Genomic DNA, 14,288 nt, shown 5'->3' on the forward strand with positions numbered 1-14,288 from the left:
TGGAAGCCGCCTCCGGACCCCTCGTGAGCAGCGCTCGACGCCCCCGTCGAGCCCCCTTCGTCCCGGTGGCTAACCTCGGGACCATGACTGCCACGTACGTCGAGCGCCGGTGAGGGTCTGCGTCGTCGCGTCCAGCCGCTTCCCGCTGGCCGAGCCCTTCGCCGGAGGCCTCGAAGCCCACAGCCACCACCTCGTCACCGAGCTCCGCCGCCGCGGCCACGAGGTGACGGTCTTCGCCGCGCCGGGGTCCGACGAGTCCCTCGGCGCCCATCACCTCGACGTGCAGCCCTTCGCGTCCACGCCGACCGCGCGTGCCGACGTCGCGGCACCGCCGGAGTGGTGGATGCAGGAGCACCACGCCTACCTCAGCCTCATGCTCGACCTGCGCGACCGGGGTGTGGACGTCATCCACAACAACAGCCTCCACCACCTGCCCGTCGCGCTCTCGCGGATCGTGGACGCCCCCGTCGTCACGACCCTGCACACCCCGCCGCTGCCGTGGCTCGAGTCCGCCGTGCGGCTCGCCTCGGACCGCTGCCGCTTCATCTCCGTGAGCGCGGCGATGGCCGAGAGCTGGTCGCCCAGCGTGGCCTCGACCGTCGTGCCCAACGGCATCGACCCCGCCCGTTGGACGCCCGGCCCCGGTGGCGACCGCGCGGTGTGGGCCGGCCGGCTCGTGCCGGAGAAGGCACCCCACCTCGCGATCGCCGCGGCCCGCCGGGCGGGCATGGGCCTCGACCTGGTCGGCCCGCTCGGTGACCACTCGTACGTCGCGGAGCACGTGCTGCCGCAGCTCGACGACCAGGTGCGCCACCTGGGCCACCTGGGCCAGCAGCAGCTGAACGAGGTGCTCGGCCGTGCCGCCGTCGCCGTCGTGACCCCCGCCTGGGACGAGCCGTTCGGCCTCGTCGCCGTCGAGGCCATGGCGTCGGGCACCCCGGTGGCGGCGTTCGCGCGGGGCGCCCTGCCGGAGATCGTCGACGGCTCCTCGGGCCGCCTCGCCGCGCCGGACGACGTCGACGGCCTCGCCGCGGCCATGCGCGAGGCCGCGGGCCTCGACCGGCGCGCGGTGCGCGAGCGCGTGGAGCAGGCGTTCTCGCTGCGGGCCATGGTCGACTCCTACGAGGGCGTCTACCGCGACGTGGTGGCCTCCGCGTCGAGGGCGGCGTGACCGCTGCCCGGCCGCGCGTCGGCTGGTACGTCCACCACCACGGCCACGGGCACCTGCACCGGGCCCTCGCGGTCGGCGCCGAGCTCGGCCGCCGCGGCGCCGAGGTCACCGTGCTCAGCAGCCTCGCGCCCGACCCCGCGCACGCGGGCCCGTGGGTGCGGCTGCCCCGTGACGACGGCGGCGACCCCGCCGCCCTGGCCGACCCCACCGCCCGCGGGCGGCTGCACTGGGCCCCGGTGCACCACGACGGCCTCCGCGAGCGCACCCACCGCGTCTCCGCGTGGATCGCCGAGCACCGGCCCGACGTGGTCGTCTGCGACGTCTCCCAGGAGGTCGCGCTGCTGTGCCGCCTCCACGGCGTGCCCGTCGTCTCCGTCGTGCAGCCGGGCGATCGGGGCGACGGTCCGCACCGCCTCGGGCTCGGGCTCGCCGCCGCGCTCGTCGCGTGCTGGCCGCCCGCGGCCGGGGACCTCGTGAGCGGCCTGCCCGCGACCGACGTACGCCGCGTGGTCGCCGTCGGCGGCCTCTCCCGCTTCCCCGTGGCCCCGGCGCTGCCGGCCGCGGAGCGCACGGGCGAGGTCGTGGTGTTCGGCGGCTCCGGCGGAACGGCCTGGACGCCCGCGCAGCTCGACGTCCTCGCGACGCGCGCGGGGCGTCCCGTGCAGGTGCTCGGCACCGGGTCGTGGGAGGAGCGCCCGTTCGACCGGCTGCGCAGCGCCGCCGTCGTCGTCGTGCAGGCGGGGCAGAACGCGTTGGCCGAGGTGGCGGCGGCCCGGGTGCCCGCGGTCGTCGTACCGGCCGACCGGCCCCACGACGAGCAGCGCACGACGGCCCGGGCGCTGGCGCGCGGGGACTGGCCCGTGCGCGTGCTCGACGACCTCGAGCACGACGACTGGCCCACGCTGCTCACCGAGGTCGCGAGCCTCGACGGCGCGCGCTGGGCGGGCTGGTGCGACGGGGGAGCGCCCGTGCGGTTCGCCGACGTCGTCCTCGACGTGGCCGCCGGCGCGCGGCACCCCGGCGACGGGCTGGTCGCGTGAGCCGCACCGCGGTGCTGACGGTGGCGCACGGGCGCCACGAGCACCTCGCCGCCCAGGAGGCCTCGCTCGCGACGAGCACCCGCCCCGCGGACGTGCGCGTCGTCGTCGCCCTCGGCGACCCTGCGATCCAGGGCCCGCACGTGCTCCACGTCGACGCCGACCCCGCCGCCCTCCCCGTGGCGGCCGGTCGCAACCGCGCCGCCGAGGCCGCGATCGCCGCGGGCGCCGAGGTGCTGGTCTTCCTCGACGTCGACTGCCTCGTCGCCCCGGGCACGGTCGCCGCGTACGAGCGGGCGGTCGCCGCCCGGCCCGACGCGCTGTGGTCGGGCCCCGTCACCTACCTGCCCGCCGAGGCCCGCCCGTACCGCCTCGACGCCCTGCCCGACCTCGACGACCCCCACCCCGCCCGGCCCGCGCCCGCCCCGGGCGAGCGGGTGCCCGAGCCGCGCTGGGAGCTGTTCTGGTCGCTGTCGTTCGCGCTGCACGCGGACGCCTGGCGCGCGACGGGCGGCTTCGACGAGGCCTACGCCGGCTACGGCGCCGAGGACACCGACTTCGGGCAGCGCGCCGCCCGCGCCGGCCTGGAGCTGTGGTGGGACGGCAGCGCCCGCGCCTACCACCAGCACCACCCCGTCTCCCGGCCGCCGGTCGAGCACGCGGCGGCGATCGTGCGCAACGGGCGCGTCTTCCACGAGCGCTGGGGGTGGTGGCCGATGAGCGGCTGGCTCGAGGAGATGGCCGCGCTCGGCGTCGTGCGCCGCGACGGCGACGGCTGGGCGCTCGCGGAGCCGGCCCCATGAGCGTGCCCACCCACCTCGTGCTCGGCGGGCCCGACCACGGCGTCGCCCGCTGCGCCCGCGACGTCGCCGGCCGCGTCGGCGCCCGCGTGGTCACGGACGCCGCCGACCTCCGGCCGGGCGAGCGGGTGCACCTCCACCTCACCGACCGCGTCGTCGCCGACGACCTCGACACCGCGGCCCGCGAGGTCGAGGCGCTCGCCGCGCGCGTGCGGCTCACGGTGACGCTGCACGACGTACCCCAGCCGACCGACGGGCGGGCCTTCGACCGGCGCGTGGACTGCTACCGCCGCGTCGTCGCGGCCGCCGGGGGCTGGGCGACCAACTCCGAGCACGAGCGGGCCGGGGTCGAGGAGCGGTGCGCGCCGCCCACCGCCGGGGTCGTGGTGCCGCTACCCGTCGTGCCGGCGCCGGGCGGGGGCGCGCCTACCGCCGCGGAGGTCGCGACCGCGGCCGCCGACGCCGCCGTCGCAGTGTTCGGGTTCGTCTACCCGGGCAAGGGCCACGCCGAGGCGCTCGAGGCCGTCGCGGCCCTGCGCGCCGGCGGGCGGGAGGTCACCGCCGCGTTCCTGGGCGCCCCGGCCCCGGGCCACGCCCAGGACCTCGACGCGCTGGTACGGCGGGCGGCCGACCTCGGCGTGCCCCTGCGGGTGACGGGCGCGGTGCCCGACGACGAGCTCGTCGCCGCGCTGCGGGGCGTCGCCGTCGCGGTCGTGGGCCACCGCAACGTCTCGGCGTCGGGCAGCCTCAACTCGTGGCTGGCCGCCGGCCGCCGCCCGCTGGTGCGCGACGGCGCCTACGCCCGCGAGATGGCCGGGCTGCGCCCCGGCACCGTCGTCACCTACCGCGACGACGACCTCGTGCCCGCCCTCGCCGCCGCCCTCGACGACCCCGCCGCGACCTGGCTCGCCCCCGGCACGGACCTGCGCCCCGGGCCCGACGAGGTGGCCGCGGCCTACCGCGCCTGGTGGGACCGCCTGGCGGAGGACGACGTCGCGTGAGCACCCCGCCTGCACCGCCGACCTCGCCGCCCCCGGGTCCGCCCTCGTGGGGGACCACCGTGCCCGGCAACGCGTGGGACGCCGCCCCCGCCCCCGACCCCGCCGCCGACCCCGCCGCCGACCCCGCCGCCGAGCACCGCCCCGTGACGGTCGTCGTGACGCACTTCGAGCAGCCGGCCGAGCTCGCCCGCACCCTGGCGGCGCTGGCGCGCCAGACCCTCGCCCCGCACCAGGTGGTCGTCGCCGACGACGGCTCGGCGACCGCGCCCGTCGTGCCGCCCGGCGTCGAGCTGGTGCGGCAGGAGGACCGGGGGTTCCGGGCCGCCGCCGCCCGCAACCTCGGCGCCGCCCGCGCGACCGGCGACGTGCTCGTCTTCCTCGACGCCGATACCAGCCCGGAGCCCGACTTCCTCGCCCGGCTCACCCGGCTGCCGTCCGCGCTGCCCGAGCTGCTCGCCGTGGGCCGCCGCCGTCACGCGGACCTGACCGGGGTGCCGCCCGACGCGCCGCTGCCCGCGGCCGCCGCGGGGCGCGAGCTGGCCGAGCCGGCCTGGCTGCGCGACGCCTACCGCCGCAGCGACGACCTGCGGGCCGCCGACGCGACGAGCTTCCGGTTCGTCATCTCCGCGGTGCTCGCCTGCTCGCGCTGGTGGTTCGAGCGGCTGGGCGGCTTCGACGAGACGTTCGGCGGCTACGGCGGCGAGGACTGGGAGCTCGCCCACCGCTCGTGGCTCGCCGGCGGGCTCGTCGCGCACGTGCCGGGGGCCGTGGCCTGGCACGACGGCCCCGACGCCGGCGTGGCCCCCCGCGCCGTCGACGACGGGCTGGCCGAGGCGGTCGCGGTGGCCGACCGGGTCGCCGTACCGGGGGTCGCGTGGCGCGGCCTGCTGCGCGGACCCGTCGACGTCGTCGCGAGCGTGCCCGCCGACCTCGGGGGTACGGCGCTGCTCGCCACCGTGGACGGCCTCCTGGCCGCCCTCCCCACCGTGCGCGTCCTCGTCGCGCCCGACCAGCACCGGGTGCTCGGGGACGACCCGCGCCTCGTGCCCCACGACGCCGGCGCCGACCTGCTGGAGCGGGCCCGCCTCCACCTCGAGCTGCACCGCGGCCTGCGGGGCGACGCGGCGGCGTACCGGGAGCTGCTGGCGCCGCTCGCCGGCCCGTCGGAGACCGGCACGTTCGTGCTGGGCGACGGCCTCGTCGCGGTCCACGACCTGCGCCTGCACCGGCGCGCCGCCCGGTGGGGCCGCCCCGACCTGGCGCCGATCGTCGCCCTCGACGTGCCGGGCCTCGACGCGGTGCCCGCCGACGGCGAGCTCCGCGCGTACCTGGGTCAGTGGTGGTGAGTCAGTGGTGGTGAGCCGCCGCGGCGAGCGCCTGCGCGTAGACCGCGTCGTGGGCCTCGGCGACGACCGCGCGCTGCGCCCGGCGCTCCGCGACGGTGACGGGCGGGCGGCTGCCCCGCTCGTGGGCCGCGCGCAGGGCTGCGGCGAGCGAGCCGGCGTCGATGCCGTCGTCGTCGAGGTCGAAGAGGTCGACCGGGCCCTGGTCGCGGTAGAAGCCGCCGCGCGGCGCGACCACGTCGGTGCCGAGGTCGCGGCAGGCCTCGAGCCAGCCCGAGTGCGTGCCGAAGCGGTAGGGGAGCACCGAGACGTCGAGCGCGGCGAGGTGCGCCCACAGCTCGTCGTCGGGGAGGTAGTCGTGGACGAGCACCTCCACGTGGTCGCGCCGGCCCGCCTCGTCGAGCAGGCGGACGACCTCCGGGTCGTGGCGCGGCGCGTCCGGCCGCAGGGCCGCGGCGTGCACCGCGACCTGCAGGGTCGATCCTGGCAGGGCCGCGACGGCCTCGACGAGGGCGGGCAGCACGTCGCGGGCCGCGACGTTGGCCCGCAGGCTCTTGAGGTCGACGCCCACCCGCAGCGGCGCACCCGGCGGCCGCGGGGCGCGGCGGGCCTGCCACTGCTCCATGGCGTCGAGCGGTACGACGTGGGGGTGCGGCACGACGGTCGGCCGGCGGCCCCAGCGGCGCTCGACCGCGTCGGCCGCGCCGTCGGTGAGGGTGACGAGGGCGTCGGCGGCGGGCACGAGCACGTCGAGCTGCCGCTCGTGGGCACCTGCGTCGGGCAGGTGGGGGTTGCGCAGGTCGTGGACGGTGAGCACGAGCGCGCGACCCCGGGCGTGCAGCGCGGCGACGAGCTCCGCGAGCTGCTCCGGGGTGCGGCCCTCGAACCCGAAGTGCACGTGGAGGAGGTCGAGGCCGGTGGTGTCGGCGACCTCGGCGACGTACGCCGCCTCGAGCAGCCGCGGCGGCCACCAGTGACCGGTCGGCACGCCGTCGGCGTCGAGGCCCGGCGGGTCCGGCAGGCGCAGCGGGCCCTCTCGGTCGAGCGGCGCGACGTGGTGCACGTAGGCGTGGTCGGCGGGCACGGAGCCGACGACCACCCGGGCGCCGCGGTCGGTCTGCTGCTCGTCGGGGGGCGTCACCCGGTGGAGCGTAGGGGACGGCCCCACGCCCTCCGGCGGGTGGCGGCGGCCCGGACGGGGGTGCGTGCGTGACGCGCAGCGAGGCCGAGAGGCAGCACTTCGGCGCGTTCCACGGGCTGCGCGACGCCGATCCCGCCGACGCGTCGTCGGGTGCGGCGCCGCCCGCCGCGGACGCCCCGCTCGTGGTCGTCGTCGGCAACTGCCAGGCCGAGTCGCTGCGGCTCCTGCTGGCCTCCGACGACGTGCGCACCGTGCGGCTGCCCGCGATCCACGAGCTCGGCGCCGACGACGTGCCGCTCCTGCGGACGCTCCTGGCCCGCACCGACCTGTTCGTCTCCCAGCCGGTGGGCGCCGGCTACCGCGGCCTGCCGCTCGGCACCGAGGAGCTCGCCGCGCACCTGCCGCCGAGCGCGCGCACCGTGCTCGTGCCGCCGATCCGCTACCACGGCCTGCACCCGTGGCACGTCGTCGCGCACCCGCCGGGCCTGGCGGAACCGGACCCGCCGCGCGCGGCGTACCACGACCTCCGCACGCTCGCCGCGGCCCTGGGGGCCGGGTCAGGGGCCGGGTCCGGGGCCGGTGCGAGCGCTGGTCCCGCGTCGTACGACGTGGTGCCCGACCCCGCCGCGCTGCGGGAGCTGGCCGCCGCCTCGGTGACGGAGCTCGAGCGGCGGCAGCGGCTGCACGGCACGGTGGCGGTCGCCGACCTGTTCGCCCGACCCTCGCGGGACGCGATGCGCACCGTCAACCACCCGGGCAACGTGGTGCTGGCGCCCGTGGCCGCCCGGGTGCGGGAGGCCGCCGGCCTGGCGTCGCGGCCGCCGGGCGTCACCCGTCCGCTGCTCGCCGGGGTGCACGCCCCGCTCGAGGCGCCGGTGCTCGCGGCGCTCGACCTTCCGGGGGAGCCGGAGCCGGACTGGCGCATCGCCGGGCAGGCGGTCCCGGCCGCCGAGGTGGCGGCCGCGCACCGGGCGTTCTACGCGGCGCGGCCGGACGTCGTGGAGGTGCTGGTGCGGCGCTACGCCCCGACCATGCGCCTGCTCGGGCTGCCGGGGGTCTGAGCCGCCTCAGGCGTGCTCGGCGGGCGCGTCGGCGCCGGTGAAGACGGTGTCGGGCCCCAGGTAGGGCCACGAGGCGGCGCACGGGAACTCACCCTCGGCGTCCCGCACGACGCCCTCGGCCGCGACGTGGGCCTGCAGCGAGTCGTGCTCGCAGCAGTCGCACTCGTGCAGCCCACCGTGACCCCGTCCGCGCACGCAGCGGTGCGACCCCCAGAACACCCGGCACTCCATCGCGCGAAGGTAGGCGCCGCCGGTCGCGCTGCGACGCGCGTTTCGCACAGGTTTCCTCGTGCATCGCCTCAACGCGCCGCGGGGTCACCTCAAGGTGGCCTCAGGCGGCGCCCGTGCCGCCGGACCGTGGCCCCCGGCGTCCGGTGGGTGACCCGCCGACCGGTCGCGGCGCCGTACGCGGGATCCTGGGAGCGCACCCGCCCCGCCCACCCGAGGAGCCTGTCATCGCCGCGCCCGACGCCGACCGTCCGACCGTCCTGCAGCTCGCGGACGTGACCCTGCGGCGGGGGGCGAAGGAGATCCTGTGCGGCATCGACCTGGAGGTGCGGGCCGGCGAGCACTGGGCGGTGCTGGGGCCGAACGGTGCGGGCAAGAGCACGGTGCTCAGCCTCTGCGGCGCGAACCAGCACCCGACGTCGGGCACCGTCCGCGTGCTCGGCCACCAGCTCGGCCGGATCGACGTGCAGTCGCTGCGCCGCCTCATCGGCCACGTGAACCCGCGGCACACGCTGCACTCGCCGCTGACGGTGGAGCAGGTGGTGCTGACCGGGCTGACCGGTACGGCGGACCTCCCCCGCCGCTGGGAGCCCGCCGCCGACGAGCTGGCGCTGACCCACGAGCTGCTCGCCCAGGTGGGCATGGGCGCGAAGGCCCAGGAGCGGTGGCCAACGCTGTCGCAGGGCGAGCGGGGCCGGGTGCTCATCGCCCGCGCGCTCGTCGGGCGGCCCCGCCTGCTGCTGCTCGACGAGCCCACCACGGGCCTGGACCTCGCAGCGCGCGAGCAGCTGCTGACCGCGATCGACGACGTGGTGACCGAGCGTCCGGACACCGCCACGGTGCTCGTCACGCACCACCTCGAGGAGCTGCCGCGCTCCACCAGCCACGCCGCGCTCGTGCGCGACGGCCGGCTCACCGCCGCCGGCCCCATCGACGAGGCGCTGACGAGCGCCGCCGTCAGCGAGGCGTTCGACCACCCCATCGAGGTGCACCGCACGGCCGGCCGCTGGCACGCGAGCGCCGGCGAGCGCGCCGCGCGCGTCGGCTGAGCCCCTAGGGTGCGGCCATGACGCGCGCGCGCAGGTCCCTCCCCCGTCCAGTCGCGGCCGGTGTCCTCCTCGTCGGCGCGCTCCTGGTGGCGGCGTGCTCGGGCTCGAACGAGGCGGACGGCCCGTCACCGGAGGCATGCGCCGACCTGGTCCGGCAGGCGACGTACGAGGCGATGGCCGACGCCGCCGAGGCGGGTCTCGCGGCCGACCCCGGCCGGCTGGCTGAGGCTCTCGGCGACCGGGCTCCGGCGCAGGCCCCGGCCGAGGCCCCGGCGGAGCTGCCGACGTGGGAGGAGCTGTCGTCGTGGGAGGACGGTGAACGCGAGACCCTCGTCGAGACCCTCGCCTCGACCAGTGCTGGAGTGGGCGCGGTCGTCGGCCCCGAGACGATCTCGGACTCCCTCGACGCGTCCGGCCCGTGCGCGGGTTGGCAGTCCTAGGACCGATGCCCGGGCGCGCCCGCGTCGGCTGAGCCTTGCGGCCGGCGCCCCGGGCCGAGCGGCGGAAGTGTGCGTGGATTCAGTCCGCGGCGGGGCTCGCGGCTGAACCTGCGCACTCGACCGGGGCCCTCCCGCCGTGCTCCCTGACGATCTGGCGGCGACACGCCGACGGGGACCGCCCGATACGTCAGGGACTCCGCACCAGCAGGTGACAGGCGACCCCGCGCACTGGGTACCCGGGAAGGGTCAGCAGCCCGAGCCCCAGGAGGAACCGCGCATGAACCACTACCCCCGCCTCGCCGTCGTGACCGGAGCGGACTCGGGCATCGGCCGGGCCACCGCCCAGCTGCTCGCCACGGAGGGCTTCGACGTCGGCATCACCCGCCACCACGACGCGGAGGGCGTGGCGGAGACGGTGGCGGAGATCGAGCGCCGCGGCCAGCGCGCGTTCGTGGCCGACTTCGATGCCGCGTCACCCGACGCGGGCGCGGTCGTGGACCAGCTCGTGGACCAGCTCGGCGGCCTGGGCGTCCTCGTCAACGTCGCCGGCACCGGGCACAGCAGCCGGGTGCTCGACCTGACGCCGGAGAAGTGGCACGAGGTCATCGCCACCGACCTCGACGGCCCGTTCCTCACCTCCCAGCGCGCCGCCCGCCACCTGGTGGACGCCGGCCAGGGCGGGCGGATCATCAACATCACGAGCGTGCACGAGTACGTCCCCCGGCTCGGGGCGGCGGCGTACTGCGCCGCGAAGGCCGGCCTCGGCGCCCTCAGCAAGGTGCTCGCACTCGAGCTGGGGGAGCACGGCATCACCGTCAACACGGTGGCGCCCGGCGAGATCAGCACCGAGATGACGGGCCAGGAGACCGAGGAGGCCTACCACCAGGAGCGCCCCGGCAACCCGCTCGGCCGCCCGGGCCACGTCAACGAGGTCGCCTCGCTGATCGGCTTCCTGGCCTCGCCGCGGTCGGCCTACGTCACCGGCAGCACCTTCACCGTCGACGGCGGTCTGGGCCTCATGGCCGCCCACGGGCACGACCACGCCAGCGCGGAGTGGCGCCAGGTCTGAGCGCGACGGCCGCGGGCGGCCGCGATGGCCTCAGACCCGCGCCGCCCGCAGCCGCTGCAGCTGCCGCGCGCACTCGGCCGCGAGGGCGACCGCGAGCTCCTCGGGCGACTCGCCCACGACCTCCGGGACGAGGTGCTGCACCGTGCCGTCGGCGAGCAGGTCGTGCGCCCGCACGCGCTGCCGCTCCGCCATCTGCGCCGCGTGGTCGGCGACGCCGTGCACGATGACGCTGGCGCCCTCGGGCGGCAGCGGCGACAGCCACGCGTCGCCGGCCGCCACCACGACGTCGGCCGGCAGCAGGGCCAGCGCGCCGCCGCCGCAGCCCTGGCCCATGAGCAGCGCCACGGTCGGCACCGTCATCGTCGTCATGGTCGCGATGCAGCGCGCGATCTCGCCGGCGATCGACCCCTGCTCGGCCGCCACCGACAGCTCGGCGCCCGGCGTGTCGATGACCGTCACGAGCGGGAGGCGCAGCTCCTCGGCCAGCCGCATCGCGCGCCGCGCCTCGCGGAGCGCGGCGGGACCCATGGGGGTGGCCGCCGTCTGTCGCGCGCGGTCCTGCCCGACCAGCACGCACGGCTGCCCGTCGAGGCGGGTGAGCGCGATGATCACCGAGGCGTCCTGCTCGCCCTCGGCGGTGCCGCGCAGCCGCACCGTGCTGCGCGCGCCGTGCCGCAGCAGGTCGCGGACGCCCGCGCGGCCGGGCTCGCGCGTGCGCTCCACGGCCGTCCACACGTCGTACGGCGGCTCGACCCCGGCGAGCGCGTCCGGCCCGTGCAGCCCCTCGCGCCGCGGCAGGCGCGGCGCCTCGGCCGGGTCGCGCAGCACCGACAGCGCCAGCTCGACGAGCTCGCGCAGCTGCTCGGGCGTGGCGACGGCGTCGATGATCCCGTGCGCGGCGAGGTTCTCCGCGGTCTGCACGCCGGGCGGGAACGGCTCGCCGTGCAGCGCCTCGTAGACCCGCGGCCCGAGGAACCCGACGAGCGCCCCCGGCTCGCCCAGCGTCACGTGGGCCAGCGAGCCCCACGACGCCAGCACGCCGCCGGTGGTGGGGTGGCGCAGGTAGGCCAGGTACGGCAGCCCCGCCGACCGGTGGTCCATCACCGCGCGGGTGATGGCGACCATCCCGACGAACGCCGGCGTGCCCTCCTGCATGCGCGTGCCGCCGGACGCGGTGCTCGCCAGCAGGGGCAGGCCCTCGGCGGTCGCCCGTCGTACGGCGGTCACGATCCGCGCCGCGGTGGCCGCCCCGATCGACCCGGCGAGGAACCGGAAGTCGTTGACGACGACCGCCACCCGGCGCCCGCCGACCGTGCCGGCACCCGTGACGACCGACTCGTCGAGACCGGAGCGCTCGGCGGCGCTCGCGAGCTGCTCCCGGTACGCCGCGTCCCACCCGTCGGCGGCGACCGGGGTGTCCCACGACGCGAAGGACCCGGGATCCAGCACGAGCTCCACCAGCTCGCGGGCGCCGACGCGGCGGGGGGTGGCGGGTGCGGCGCTGCGGCCGGCGGGGTCGGGCGTGGCGGTCATCGACTGCTGCTCCTCGGAGGTCGGGGAATGGCGAGGGCCCCCAGGCCGGGGCGGAGCCGGTGGCTCCGCCCCGCGCCTGGAGGCCCGGGACGCCGGGGTGCCCGGCGGTGGTGCGCGACGGCCCGTGCGGGCCGCCGTACGGCCTCAGGCCGACGGGTAGCCCGTCGGGTCCGCACCGAGGTCGACGATGGCCGCGACCGGGCCGCCGCCGTCGGGGCCCTGGTGGGCCGCGGAGACGGAGACGAAGACCGCCGGGTCGCCGGTGACCGACGCGGTCACGCCGCCGACGGCGCTCTTGATCTGGCGGTGCCAGTGCACGTCGGAGTCGTCGAGCATGGCGTTGCGCCGTCCGCGCACCTCGCCGTCCTGCGAGACCTCGCACTTGAGGAACACGTTGACGAGACGGCCGCCGAGGTCGCTCGTGTGCGGGCGCTCGGGCAGGTCGAGGCCGGCGTCCTTGATCGCGGCCCAGATTCCGTCGGTGTCGAGGGCGTCGTTCATCACCGAGTGGCCGATGCGGTAGCGACCGCCGACGCCGCGGGCGTTGCCCACGACGACGATCTGCGCCTGGTCGAGCTCGACGCCCGAGGAGCAGGACGCGACCGAGGAGTAGAGGTCGCGGTTGTGCATGACGTCCTCGTCGGTGGGCTGCTCGATCTCGCCGAGCGCGACGGCGATGCCGAGCGCGGTGCAGCCGTTGGAGAGGTCCATCGACTCGTGGGTGTGCTCGGTCCAGACCGACTTCCCGCGGCTCTTGGCGTCGCGGATCGTGTGGATGGTGAGCAGCGGCGTCTTGGTCTGCACGTAGTGCACGTCCGCCGGGTCGGTGATGCCGGCGCGCTCCATGGCGACGCGGACGCCCGCGGCGACCTTGTCGACCATCGCGACGCGACCGATCTCCTCGGGGAGGAGCTCCTCGCTCATCGCGAAGCCGACCGTGAGGCGCAGGTCGTCGGTCTTCTCGACCTGGTCGTCGGGCACGGTCGCGAAGATCGTGGCGTGGGGGGAGATGACGCCGTCGGTGCCGCCGGACCACACGATCGGGACCTGCTTCACCTCCTCGGCGGGGCGGGAGCCCTTCTCCATCAGCACCTCGCGGAACGCGCGGTCGGCGATGATGCGGGTGTAGTCGTTGACGCCGCCGTTGCCCTCGGTCTTGCCGATGACGGCGATGACGCGGTCGGCCTCGATGGTGCCGGCGTCGATCAGCTCGGCGAGTCCGGATGCGTCCGAGACGTTCTTGATGGGGACCTTGCGGACCTCGATTGCGTCGGGCACGGCTTTACCTCTCCTTCGGTGGGCCACGGACCGCGTGGGCGGCCCGGGGGGACTGCGGTGGTTCAGGCGACGGCGTGGGCCGGCGGGTCGGACGCCGGGTGGGGCACGGGGTCGGGTACGACGACGGTGCCGACGAGCGCGTCCTGCGAGCCTGCCCCGACGGCGGTGACGGCGTCGCGGATGCGGTCGAGCGAGGTGATGACGGAGGTGCCGCCGGACTCGGCGAAGCGCAGCGCGGCCTCGACCTTCGGGCCCATGCTCCCGGCCGCGAAGTGGCCGGCCGCGGCGATCTCGCGCATCTCCGAGGCGGTCACGCGACCCAGCGGGCGGGCCTGCGGCGTGCCGTAGCCGATGATCGCGTTGTCGACGTCGGTGGCGATGACGAGCACGTCGGCGTGCACGACCGCGCCGAGCAGCGCGGCCCCGAGGTCCTTGTCGATGACGGCCTCGACGCCCGACAGCGAGCCGTCCGCGGCGCGCAGCACCGGGATGCCGCCGCCGCCGGCGGCCACCACGACGTACCCGGCCTCGACGAGGGTGACGACCGCGGGGGCGTCGACGATCTCGCGCGGCTGGGGCGAGGGGACGACGCGACGCCAGCCCTTCTCGCCGCGGTCCTGCCACAGCTGGCCCTCGGCGACGAACCGCTGGGCCTCCTCCTCGGGCAGGAAGCGGCCGACGGGCTTGCTGGGCGCGAGGAAGTCGGGGTCCGCGGCGTCGACGACGGTGCGGGTGACGAGGCCGGCGGCGCGCCGGTCGATGCCGCGGCGGGTGAGCGCCGCGTCCAGGCTCGAGGTCAGCGTGTAGCCGAGCGTCCCCTGGGTCTGGGCGCCGCACCAGTCGAGCGGCACCATCGGCACCACGTGGGCGGTCAGCTCGTTCTTGACGAGCAGGTTGCCGACCTGGGGGCCGTTGCCGTGGGTGACCACGACGTCCGTCCCGGTGGCGACGAGCTCGGCGATCCGGTCGGCCGCCACGTCGATGGCGGCCCGCTGGGCCTCCACCGTCGCGGACCCGTCCGGCCCGGTCATGGCGTTGCCGCCGAGTGCGATGAGCGCACGCACGTCGATCTCCCATCCGTGTGATCTGCACCTCGCCGTCGCGGCCAACCTAGGCCGCGGACGAGGTGGGGGTGTA

14 protein-coding genes are annotated in these 14,288 nt (G+C 77.2%); 9 read left to right on the forward strand and 5 right to left on the reverse strand.

Going from position 1 to position 14,288, the window contains the following annotated elements:
* The first annotated feature begins 109 nt into the window (after positions 1 to 109).
* From INN71_RS00240 to INN71_RS00260, 5 genes are read left to right on the forward strand one after another with little or no spacing between them, the layout of a single operon-like run.
* On the forward strand, positions 110 to 1,171 hold the full coding sequence (locus INN71_RS00240; RefSeq protein WP_301799173.1) for a glycosyltransferase family 4 protein: 1,062 nt from the start codon (positions 110 to 112) through the stop codon (positions 1,169 to 1,171).
* Positions 1,168 to 2,211, forward strand: coding sequence for a glycosyltransferase (locus INN71_RS00245; protein WP_301799175.1), 1,044 nt, complete (start codon positions 1,168 to 1,170; stop codon positions 2,209 to 2,211). The genes INN71_RS00240 and INN71_RS00245 overlap by 4 nt, the downstream gene beginning before the upstream one ends.
* The gene (locus tag INN71_RS00250) at positions 2,208 to 3,011 is read left to right on the forward strand and encodes a glycosyltransferase family 2 protein (RefSeq protein WP_301799178.1); all 804 of its coding nucleotides are present in this window, start codon (positions 2,208 to 2,210) and stop codon (positions 3,009 to 3,011) included. The genes INN71_RS00245 and INN71_RS00250 overlap by 4 nt, the downstream gene beginning before the upstream one ends.
* Positions 3,008 to 4,009: a hypothetical protein gene (locus INN71_RS00255; protein ID WP_301799180.1), complete on the forward strand. Its 1,002-nt coding sequence runs from the start codon at positions 3,008 to 3,010 to the stop codon at positions 4,007 to 4,009. Before INN71_RS00250 ends, INN71_RS00255 begins: the two co-directional genes overlap by 4 nt.
* Complete coding sequence (locus tag INN71_RS00260) at positions 4,006 to 5,355, forward strand: glycosyltransferase (protein ID WP_301799182.1); 1,350 nt, start codon at positions 4,006 to 4,008, stop codon at positions 5,353 to 5,355. Before INN71_RS00255 ends, INN71_RS00260 begins: the two co-directional genes overlap by 4 nt.
* Before the next feature lies 1 nt (position 5,356).
* Here the strand turns inward: INN71_RS00260 and INN71_RS00265 are convergent, their stop codons facing one another.
* A complete protein-coding gene (locus INN71_RS00265) occupies positions 5,357 to 6,493 on the reverse strand; it encodes a glycosyltransferase family 1 protein (protein WP_301799183.1) in 1,137 nt (378 codons plus the stop codon).
* A 68-nt stretch (positions 6,494 to 6,561) separates the two neighbouring features.
* On the opposite strand from INN71_RS00265, the gene INN71_RS00270 reads away from it, so the two are divergent.
* Complete coding sequence (locus tag INN71_RS00270) at positions 6,562 to 7,554, forward strand: WcbI family polysaccharide biosynthesis putative acetyltransferase (protein WP_301799185.1); 993 nt, start codon at positions 6,562 to 6,564, stop codon at positions 7,552 to 7,554.
* Positions 7,555 to 7,560: 6 nt separating this feature from the next.
* Here INN71_RS00270 and INN71_RS00275 read toward each other — a convergent pair whose 3' ends face one another.
* Positions 7,561 to 7,785: a hypothetical protein gene (locus tag INN71_RS00275; protein ID WP_277497450.1), complete on the reverse strand. Its 225-nt coding sequence runs from the start codon at positions 7,783 to 7,785 to the stop codon at positions 7,561 to 7,563.
* A gap of 272 nt (positions 7,786 to 8,057) precedes the next feature.
* Here INN71_RS00275 and INN71_RS00280 point away from each other — a divergent pair, with 272 nt between their 5' ends.
* From INN71_RS00280 to INN71_RS00290, 3 genes are all read left to right on the forward strand, one after another.
* Positions 8,058 to 8,831, forward strand: a complete 774-nt coding sequence (locus INN71_RS00280) for an ABC transporter ATP-binding protein (protein ID WP_301799186.1) — start codon at positions 8,058 to 8,060, stop codon at positions 8,829 to 8,831.
* 17 nt (positions 8,832 to 8,848) lie between these two features.
* Complete coding sequence (locus INN71_RS00285; protein WP_301799187.1) at positions 8,849 to 9,271, forward strand: hypothetical protein; 423 nt, start codon at positions 8,849 to 8,851, stop codon at positions 9,269 to 9,271.
* 277 nt (positions 9,272 to 9,548) lie between these two features.
* Positions 9,549 to 10,340: an SDR family oxidoreductase gene (locus INN71_RS00290; RefSeq protein WP_301799188.1), complete on the forward strand. Its 792-nt coding sequence runs from the start codon at positions 9,549 to 9,551 to the stop codon at positions 10,338 to 10,340.
* A 30-nt stretch (positions 10,341 to 10,370) separates the two neighbouring features.
* Here the strand turns inward: INN71_RS00290 and INN71_RS00295 are convergent, their stop codons facing one another.
* The 3 genes from INN71_RS00295 to INN71_RS00305 all read right to left on the reverse strand — a co-directional run bounded on the left by INN71_RS00295 (position 10,371) and on the right by INN71_RS00305 (position 14,215).
* A complete protein-coding gene (locus INN71_RS00295; protein WP_301799191.1) occupies positions 10,371 to 11,873 on the reverse strand; it encodes a carboxyl transferase domain-containing protein in 1,503 nt (500 codons plus the stop codon).
* 144 nt (positions 11,874 to 12,017) lie between these two features.
* Positions 12,018 to 13,151 (reverse strand): ring-opening amidohydrolase, encoded by a 1,134-nt coding sequence (locus tag INN71_RS00300; protein ID WP_301799192.1) that lies wholly within the window; start codon positions 13,149 to 13,151, stop codon positions 12,018 to 12,020.
* 62 nt (positions 13,152 to 13,213) lie between these two features.
* Complete coding sequence (locus tag INN71_RS00305; protein WP_301799193.1) at positions 13,214 to 14,215, reverse strand: carbamate kinase; 1,002 nt, start codon at positions 14,213 to 14,215, stop codon at positions 13,214 to 13,216.
* Positions 14,216 to 14,288 lie beyond the last annotated feature (73 nt).

It is taken from the genome of Nocardioides sp. ChNu-153 (assembly GCF_030466625.1).
Lineage (GTDB): Bacteria > Actinomycetota > Actinomycetes > Propionibacteriales > Nocardioidaceae > Nocardioides.

Excerpts from the sequence above, each read along its gene's own strand:
- INN71_RS00285 (WP_301799187.1), top strand. The coding sequence starts at position 8,849 with ATGACGCGCGCGCGCAGGTCCCTCCCCCGTCCAGTCGCGGCCGGTGTC.
- INN71_RS00275 (WP_277497450.1), bottom strand. The coding sequence starts at position 7,785 with ATGGAGTGCCGGGTGTTCTGGGGGTCGCACCGCTGCGTGCGCGGACGG.
- INN71_RS00290 (WP_301799188.1), top strand. The coding sequence starts at position 9,549 with ATGAACCACTACCCCCGCCTCGCCGTCGTGACCGGAGCGGACTCGGGC.
- INN71_RS00295 (WP_301799191.1), bottom strand. The coding sequence starts at position 11,873 with ATGACCGCCACGCCCGACCCCGCCGGCCGCAGCGCCGCACCCGCCACC.
- INN71_RS00255 (WP_301799180.1), top strand. The coding sequence starts at position 3,008 with ATGAGCGTGCCCACCCACCTCGTGCTCGGCGGGCCCGACCACGGCGTC.